6 protein-coding genes, 1 pseudogene and 1 riboswitch are annotated in these 7,581 nt (G+C 26.8%); all 7 genes and pseudogenes read left to right on the top strand.

From position 1 onward, the window contains the following. The first annotated feature begins 73 nt into the window (after nt 1-73). Nucleotides 74-245: riboswitch (cobalamin riboswitch) on the top strand. Between the two features lie 394 nt (nt 246-639). The 7 genes and pseudogenes from deoD (at nt 640) to C6B38_RS07310 (ending at nt 7,562) form a co-directional block, all read left to right on the top strand. Then, a complete protein-coding gene (gene deoD, locus C6B38_RS07340; RefSeq protein WP_004028681.1) occupies nt 640-1,350 on the top strand; it encodes a purine-nucleoside phosphorylase in 711 nt (236 codons plus the stop codon). Between the two features lie 19 nt (nt 1,351-1,369). After that, nucleotides 1,370-1,993, top strand: a pseudogene (locus C6B38_RS07335) (deoxynucleoside kinase). A 45-nt stretch (nt 1,994-2,038) separates the two neighbouring features. Then, nucleotides 2,039-4,027: a transketolase family protein gene (locus C6B38_RS07330; RefSeq protein ID WP_105299146.1), complete on the top strand. Its 1,989-nt coding sequence runs from the start codon at nt 2,039-2,041 to the stop codon at nt 4,025-4,027. Continuing rightward, the gene (locus C6B38_RS07325) at nt 4,027-4,638 is read left to right on the top strand and encodes a bifunctional 4-hydroxy-2-oxoglutarate aldolase/2-dehydro-3-deoxy-phosphogluconate aldolase (protein ID WP_105299145.1); all 612 of its coding nucleotides are present in this window, start codon (nt 4,027-4,029) and stop codon (nt 4,636-4,638) included. The genes C6B38_RS07330 and C6B38_RS07325 overlap by 1 nt, the downstream gene beginning before the upstream one ends. 15 nt (nt 4,639-4,653) lie before the next feature. Beyond that, nucleotides 4,654-5,241, top strand: a complete 588-nt coding sequence (locus C6B38_RS07320; protein ID WP_105299144.1) for a nucleoside 2-deoxyribosyltransferase — start codon at nt 4,654-4,656, stop codon at nt 5,239-5,241. Nucleotides 5,242-5,635: 394 nt separating this feature from the next. Continuing rightward, nucleotides 5,636-6,004, top strand: coding sequence for a hypothetical protein (locus tag C6B38_RS07315; RefSeq protein WP_105299143.1), 369 nt, complete (start codon nt 5,636-5,638; stop codon nt 6,002-6,004). Nucleotides 6,005-6,260: 256 nt separating this feature from the next. Next, nucleotides 6,261-7,562, top strand: coding sequence for a hypothetical protein (locus tag C6B38_RS07310; RefSeq protein ID WP_233485655.1), 1,302 nt, complete (start codon nt 6,261-6,263; stop codon nt 7,560-7,562). Nucleotides 7,563-7,581 lie beyond the last annotated feature (19 nt).

Here is a 7,581-nt window from a genome sequence, read left to right as displayed (position 1 = left end):
TTTTTAGTTGGTAAATAATTTGTTAATTTTAACTTGCATTTTAAAAGTAAACTTTATATTATTATTTTAACAACTTTAAAAAGCAATTTTGGATGTTACGGGAATTAGGTGTGAATCCTAGGCTGTCCCAGCAACTGTAAAGTGGATGAAAGCTAACATAATTCCATTGAGAAAATATTTCTTGAGAAGGAATAGTGAGTAAAGTGAAACTAAGCCAGTAGACCGATCTAAAAAACATTGGTAAAATATCAATGCTGCACTTATAGTTATTATCTCTGGGGTTGGATGATTAATTATTTATTAGTGAAAACTATTAAATAATAATTTGAAAGAGGTCAAAAAGCGTTTTTTAGTTGTTAATTTAAAGCAGTAAACCTATCAAAAAGTATTATTTAAAAGATAATAAATAATAAAAATTAATTAATGATTAAGTTTAATAGCATTTGATTTAAAATGGTTTTATTTTTGTTGTTGTCTTAAACTATTAATTAAAATAATCCTAGAAATTAAACATCATTTATGTGGATATGCAACAATATTCTTTTTCGTGTTGTTTAAATATCCTTACTTTTTAAATAAAAATAGGATTGATAGGTATTTATTGGTAATTAAATTAAGCGGAAAAGAGAGGAACAAAAAATGACACCACATATTAATGCCAAAAAAGAAGAAATTGCAAAAGTCGTTTTAATGCCGGGAGACCCATTACGAGCAAAAACCGTTGCGGAAAAATATTTAACAAATTTAAAATTAGTAAATGAAGTTCGAAATATGTTAATGTATACTGGCAAGTATAAAAACATTGAGGTAACAATTGCTGGAAGCGGAATGGGTTGTCCAAGCATTGGAATTTATTCATACGAATTATTTAAGTTTTACGATGTTGATTACATTATTCGAATTGGTTCAGCTGGAAGTTATAATCCGAATATTAAAGTTTATGATATCTTTAATGTTCGTGAAGCATTTGGTGAAAGTAATTATGCAAAAATTGCAGCTAATATTGATAGTAATTTAATTGCCGCAAGTGAAAAATTATTTAATGAAATTGAAGCTGTAGCACAAGCAAAAGGAATTAAAACACACACGGGAATTGCGCATGCAGCAGATGTTTTTTACCGTTATGATGATTCATTAGACTTTATTCATACTCATAACTTAGATGTTGTTGAAATGGAATCATATGCTTTGTTTACTAATGCAATTGTTACGCAAAAACATGCAGCTACATTATTAACAGTTTCTGACCATCTTGTGACGAAAGAAGTTACTACAGCTTTAGAACGGCAAAATAATTTTATGACAATGGTTGAATTAGCATTAGACACTGCTGTTCAATTAATGGGTTAAAAACGAAAGGAGCAATAAAATGAAAATTGCAGTCTTTGGAACCGTTGGGGCAGGGAAAACAAAAGTTAGTGAAGAATTATGCAAACAATTAAACTATAATTTATTTAAAGAACCATTAGAAGAAAATCCATATTTTAAGGATTTTTATCAGGACATGGAAGGATTTGCTTTTAAAATGCAAATTTATATGTTAACAACAAGAATTGAGCAATTTTTTAACATTGATAATTTAGATGATACTGTTTTTGACCGTACAATTTTATAAGACCCTGTTTTTGTGCGAGTTTCTCATTTATTAAAAATTATGAATGAAATTGATTTTAAAGTCTACAATCGTTTTTTTCAAAATGTTATTGTTCCAATTTTGAAACAAAAATTAGGATTTGATGTCATTATTTATTTAAAAGTTTCAACTGAAAAGGCTGTTGAACGAATTAAACAGCGTGGGCGTCAATTAGAATTAGAAACCCCATATTATTACTGGGAAAAATTGAATGAACAATATGAAATTTTATATCATGAATTAAAAAATGATTATAAATTTATTGTTATTGATGCTGACAATGATGATTTTTCAGAAAAAATAAGCATTATTATGCAACATTTATTACCTCTTGATAATAAGGTTCCTTGTTTAATTTAAAAATAATTATTATTAATATTTTAATTTAATAAGGAGGAAATTAAAATGAAAAGCACAAATAATAATATTGAAACAAAAAGTTTAAGTAATTTAAGAATTTTAGGGTTAGATCCTATTATTTATAATAAAACTGGTCACCCAGGGATTGTATTAAGTGCAGCACCACTAATGCAAGCAATTTATTTAGATAATTTAATTGCTAATACGGCAGTACCCGATTGAATCAATCGTGATCGTTTTGTATTATCCCCAGGACATGCTTCAACTTTACAATATGCGATTTTACATTTAGCTGGTTATAATTTGACAATTGATGATTTAAAAAATTATCGTCATATTAATTCAAAAACTCCAGCTCATCCAGAATATGACGTTACTCCTGGAGTCGATAATTCTTCTGGCCCCCTAGGGCAAGGAGTTGGCTATGGGGTTGGGATGGCATTAGCTGAACAACATCTAGCGGCTAAATTTAATAAACCAGATTATAAAATCATTGACCATTATACTTATGTTTTATGTAGTGACGGTGATTTACAAGAAGGAGGAGCAATTGAGGCAATTCAATTAGCTGGGGTGTGAAAATTAAATAAATTAATTATGTTATATGATTCAAATGATTGTCAATTAGATACAAAATGTGATGCTGTTTTAAAGATTGATTATCAACGTTTTTTTGAAGCACAAAATTGAAATTATATTCGAATTGAAAACGCAGATGAGGACTTGCCAGCAATTCAAAAAGCAATTGAACAAGCTCAAAAATCTGATAAACCAACATTAATTGAATGTAAAACAATTATTGGTTATGGGCATCCAAAACAAGGTTCACCAATGCATTCTTCACCATTTACTCCTGAGGAGATGGACCAAGTAAAAGCATTTTATGATTTTAATCATCCTCAATTTTATGTTGACAATGATGTTAAAAAACATTGACAAGATACTTTTGCTAAACGAGGAGCAATAAAATATGAAGAATGAAAGAAAAAAATAACTGCTTACAAAGCAGCGTTTCCAAAGGAATATGAAGAATTATTTGCTATTCCATCAGTTGATTTAAAAGCTTTTGCAGAATTATTAACAACAGATAAAGATAAAAAAGCAGGAACACGAATTATTATGGGAGATGTATTTAAATATTATCAACAAAAATGTTTAAATAATATGTTTGGAGGTAGTGCTGATTTAGGAACTGCAACCAAAATCATTGGTTATAATGGATCATGAACAACATCAACTCCACAAAATAATAATGTCCATTTTGGAGTGCGAGAATTTGCGGCTGGAACAATTAGCATTGGTGTTGAATTACACCAAGGCTTGAAAGGATTTAATTCAACATTTTTAATTTTTGCTGATTATATGAAACCATGTGTTCGAATGGCGTGTATTCAAAACTTACCAGTTATTTTTGCTTTTTCCCATGATTCAATTGGTGTTGGTTTTGATGGAAAATCACATCAGCCAGTTGAGCAATTAGCAATGTTACGAAATTGTCCGAATTTAAATGTTTTTCGGCCAGCGGATATTAAAGAAGCAATTGGATGTTTGAAAGCAAGCGTGGAAGCAAAAAGTACTCCATCAGCTTTGATCTTATCGCGACAAGATACCCCATATCAATTAGCAGAAACATGCTGAGAACAAACGCTAAAAGGGGGATATATTGTTGTTGCTGAAGATGAGACAAAACCATTGGAGGCAATTATTATTGCAACAGGAACTGAAGTAGCGCCAGCAATTGTTGCAGCTAAGACAATTAAGAAAAACATTCGTGTTGTATCAATGCCTTGTGTTGAATTATTTGAACAACAACCAAGGGCTTATCAAGAAAAAATTGTTCCAAAAAATATAACAAAAGTAATTGCAATTGAATTTTCAAATGATTATGTTTGATATAAATTTGTTGGTAAAACTGGTTTAGTTCTGGGCGTTGATGATTATGGTTTATCGGGAAGTGCTGATGCTGTTATTAAGTATAAGCAATTAGATCAAAGTTCTATTATTAATAGAATTACAGCATATTTAGAAGAATAATGATTACATTAGAAAAACTATTAGACTATAAAACTTTTTATGTAATTCGAAATCATAATTATGCTGTTGCTCAACAAATTTGTGAACAGTTAATTAATTTACAAGTCAAATGTTTAGAATTAACATTCACGATTCCTAATGTTGCAGAATTAATTAGTTTTTTTCGTAACAAATACCCAACAATTTTAGTTGGAGCAGGAACAGTTTTAACATTAGAACAAGCAATGCAAGCGGCAAAAGTCGGAGCTCAATTTTTAGTGGGTCCAGTTTTTAACCAAGCAGTTAGTGAATATTGTCATCAAAATAATTTACTATATATTCCAGGGGCAATGACACTACAAGAAGTTAACGATATTGTTAATGCTAAATGAGAAATTATTAAAATTTTTCCAGCAGCAGCATTTAAATTAAATTTTATTCAAACAATTAAAACATTTTTTCCAACAAAAATTTATATGGCTTCGGGAGGAATTAATTTAACTAATTATGAAGAAGCAAAAAAATTAGGATATGATTTAATTGCCGTTGGTGCTTTTATCACGGGTGATATTAATAGCACAGGTCTTGATATGGAAAAATTTAAAAAATTTGAAACAATAATTAATCAATAAAGGAGAAAAAATAATATGAGAGATAATAAAAAAGTAATTTATAATGCGGGTAGTATGTTTACTGAGGCCCAGTGAAATGCAAGAAAACGTGAAGGAGATATGTTGCGTAAAATGTTTCCAGATTTTATTATTGGAAATCCAGTTGATTTTGAAACAAATCAAAAAAAGCGCCCTACAAATAAAGCAATTTTTGAATTAGATTATGCTGGTTTAACGGAGGCAGATTATGTTATTTTTGAATTAGATGGATGAGATTCAGGAACTCATATGGAATTTGGTTTAGTAGTTGAACAAGCAATTCATAATAAAAATAAATATTTATTACCAATTATTTCTGACTTTCGTTTACACCAAGGAATTTTAAAAGGAGAATATCCTGGTTTTGGTTTAAATGAAATGATTACAGGGGCATTATATTATGAACCACTAAATAGTGGTGATGTTCCTCAAATGACATTATGTAATTCGCATAAATTAGCGTGTGAAGCAATTTGAGCTATTGAAAAGGGCAAAATTGAAGATTATCGAAAAAAATATGATATTAAAGATATTTTCAAAGAAAGAGAACATGCTTTATATCATGGCTTTGATTGTTTTATTTAAAATAATTAATAAATTAACTTAAAAAGTGAATATATAACGAAAAGTGTACATAAAAAAATAAAATTTTAAGATTAAGTCATTCTATATTTAATAGAACTCAATCCTTTTAATTTGTTACAAAATAATATTTTTAAAAACCTTCAAGAAATTTTTGATTAATTTTAGTAATAAATTTATTAAGATTTATTTTACGAATATATTAACTTTTTTATTTGCCAGAATAAGTATTGTTCCTGGCCAAACAAGTAATTATTTTATTAGTTAATTACTTGCATTTTTTTATAATGTAACCGTGTCAAATTTTAGAACTTTAATATTTGATTACAAATTTTATAATGGAAAAACTAATTTATATTAATAAAATATTTATTTTAAAAGGAGGTATCAAATTTAAATGGATACAAATTATGTACAAAATGAACAAGAGAATGTTCAAACCAATGTTATTCAAAATAAAAAACGAGATAATTTATGTCGAGCAGGATGTATTATAGCAATTGTTTTATTATCATTAGCATTAATAAGACTTTCTATTGGTGACTTAATGTTATTGGGTTATGGTGTTTATGCATCTGCTATTATTTATTTAATAATTACTGGGGTAGAAATAGTACCAATTATTATGTGTAATAATGTTTTAAAAGGGAAAGTAGAATCAAATCTTGCAGCTGGTATTATTGCTTTGCTTTTTTCAGGTTTGGTTAGTGGTATTTTAATTGGTAAATATGAAAATGAAAAACCACAAGGATTAGTTACTAATTAGTTAAAATTTAATTAACAATTTAATTAGTAGAAAAAATTTATTATTTAAATAATAATTTTTTTGTAATTTAAGCAAATAAATTGTTAATTATTTTTATCTATTGCAAATAATTTGAAAAGTAAGTTTAATTACTTTTTATTTTTCTTTTTGTAAGATAATATAAAATATATCGTTTAAATAGAATGAGGTATAAATAATGAATGAAAAAAATTTTAGGTATTTTAAGTATTCTTTTATCAGGCACAACAGGTAGTGCATGCATGGTTGTGCAATAAGAGGTAACAATTTAGCAAAAACTAATGAATATACAGCAGAAGCGAATCAAGATATTGAAACTTTTTATAAAATAATAACATTAATTAAAAAGAAAATTAAAGATTGATGAGATGCTAAAGCATTGATTGATATTAATAAGTATTTTAATGATGTTACTAAACTTAATGAATTTATTACAACTTTAAAATCAGATGAATCACAACCCTTTATTGGCGCGGCAATTAGCAAATGACCTTTTTTAGAACAGTTAATTAATGATTTTAAAAAAGAAGTTAATAATATTAATAGTGAACTTGCCATTACTTATAATAATTTTTATCGTGACACAGAAAAAGAATTTCCAATATTATTGTCAGATGATAATATCAAATTAAAAGTAAATAAAATTAATTTTGATAAACTATCAAAATTAATTGCTGAGAATAAAGAAAATTTAAATGCAATTACAATTAGTTTTGATATTAATTATTTAGTTAAATTTAAAGAATTTGACCAAGTTTATGAAAGTAAAGGGTTAGTTATTGCTAGTAATAATCTGGAAGTCTTAACTAATGTTCAAGAAAACATTGAATTATGATTTATAAACTTTATTAATGATTTACTTATTAAGCAAGAAAATAAAATTATTGATAGATCAAATCAACATTTTAATAATATCAATGGAAATAATACAATTTGACCAATTATTAAACAAGAATTAGATAAAAAAAATATAATAACTAATTCTCAACCTTATTTTGCTCATTTTTTTAATACTTTAAATTTATGAAGTTCTTTTTATAGAAAAAATTCAATGTTAACCTTGGCAGGAGAAGGATATCAACCAGACAAATTAACAGCAAAAAACTTTTTAGAATTTTATAAACAACATAACAATATTATTAGTAAAAATAATTATTATGTAAAAGCAGATATAAAATATTTTTTGCCAAGTAATTTAACAATTGAAAATTTACCGTTTAAAGATAAAAATTTGCAGTGAAGAAATTTAAAGACACCAATTAAAGTCTTAGTACCAAAAGATAAAGTTGATGAACAATTACAGCAATTTGCAGAAAAAATAATGGCATTTTGACATTATTATAAATTAGAAACTTATAATAATAAACTTGTTTTTAAGATGAACCAAGCAGATTTTGATACTTTATTTAAAAAAGTTAGTTTATTTAAGCCAGAAAGTTCAGTAGATGCAAGAATGACATTACTTTTTGAAACTATTTTTAATCTTTTTAATAATACTTGTGCTGCAACAGAAAAAAAAAATTACATCAAAACTTTATAAACCTAATGTAGCAGAAGAA

It is taken from the genome of Spiroplasma sp. ChiS (assembly GCF_002968355.1).
GTDB classification, from domain to species: domain Bacteria; phylum Bacillota_I; class Bacilli_A; order Mycoplasmatales; family Mycoplasmataceae; genus Spiroplasma; species Spiroplasma citri.
Note: the sequence above shows the minus strand (reverse complement) of the source record. Positions and strands in the feature narration are given on the sequence as shown.